The following is a 651-nucleotide window of genomic DNA, read 5'->3' as shown; positions in this document are numbered from 1 at the left end:
AGGCATATCGTTCCCTTCAGACACTACGCCCACCACATCCTCGGCAACTTACCAATAGACCCCATACCAAATTCGCCGACGCCATTGGATTGATATTCTTCGGAGTAAAATCGGGACCGCTTTCTGGACCATTTCCTGGGAAGAGCCCCTCCCTAACCCAGTATATTTCCATCAAAAATAGCGATAGTCGATTTCCCTTCAGCGGCACCAGTTTTTCCCTGGTAATTCGAAGAAAACCTAACGGAAACGGGTTTTCGGTTTTCTGTCGGACCATTTTCGGGACCGCTTTTGGGACCATTGAGGTCAAAATCGGACCGCAAACAGTCACGCTTCGACATTCGTTTTGAGTTGCTTTGGGTCAGAATCGTTCTGATAGTATCAGAATGGATCAGACTTTGCCCAAACTTCCCAAATATGTCTTTCGCCGCCCCAATGGCAGTTTCAGGTACAAGCGTAACGTGCCAAAAGAGCTGCGGAAGTATATCTACAAGAAGACGCTTTATCGGCAGCTGGGGGCGACCTACAGTGAGGCGATCGCCAACTTGCCGCGGGTGCATCGCGAGATTGAGCATCTCTTCCAGATCGAACGACTGACCCATCCAGGAGAACGCGCAGCGGCCCTGATTGAAGCCAACTTGGGTGAGTTGTGGG

At 50.5% G+C, this 651-nt stretch carries 1 pseudogene; it reads left to right on the top strand.

The features are described 5' to 3' along the window. Nucleotides 1–383: 383 nt before the first annotated feature. A pseudogene (locus AC1QQ2_RS14840) lies at nucleotides 384–651 on the top strand (hypothetical protein); the annotation flags it as partial.

The sequence above is a fragment of the Aestuarium sp. genome (genome assembly GCF_023253315.1).
GTDB classification, from domain to species: Bacteria; Pseudomonadota; Alphaproteobacteria; order Rhodobacterales; family Rhodobacteraceae; genus Marivivens; species Marivivens donghaensis.
Note: the sequence above shows the minus strand (reverse complement) of the source record. Positions and strands in the feature narration are given on the sequence as shown.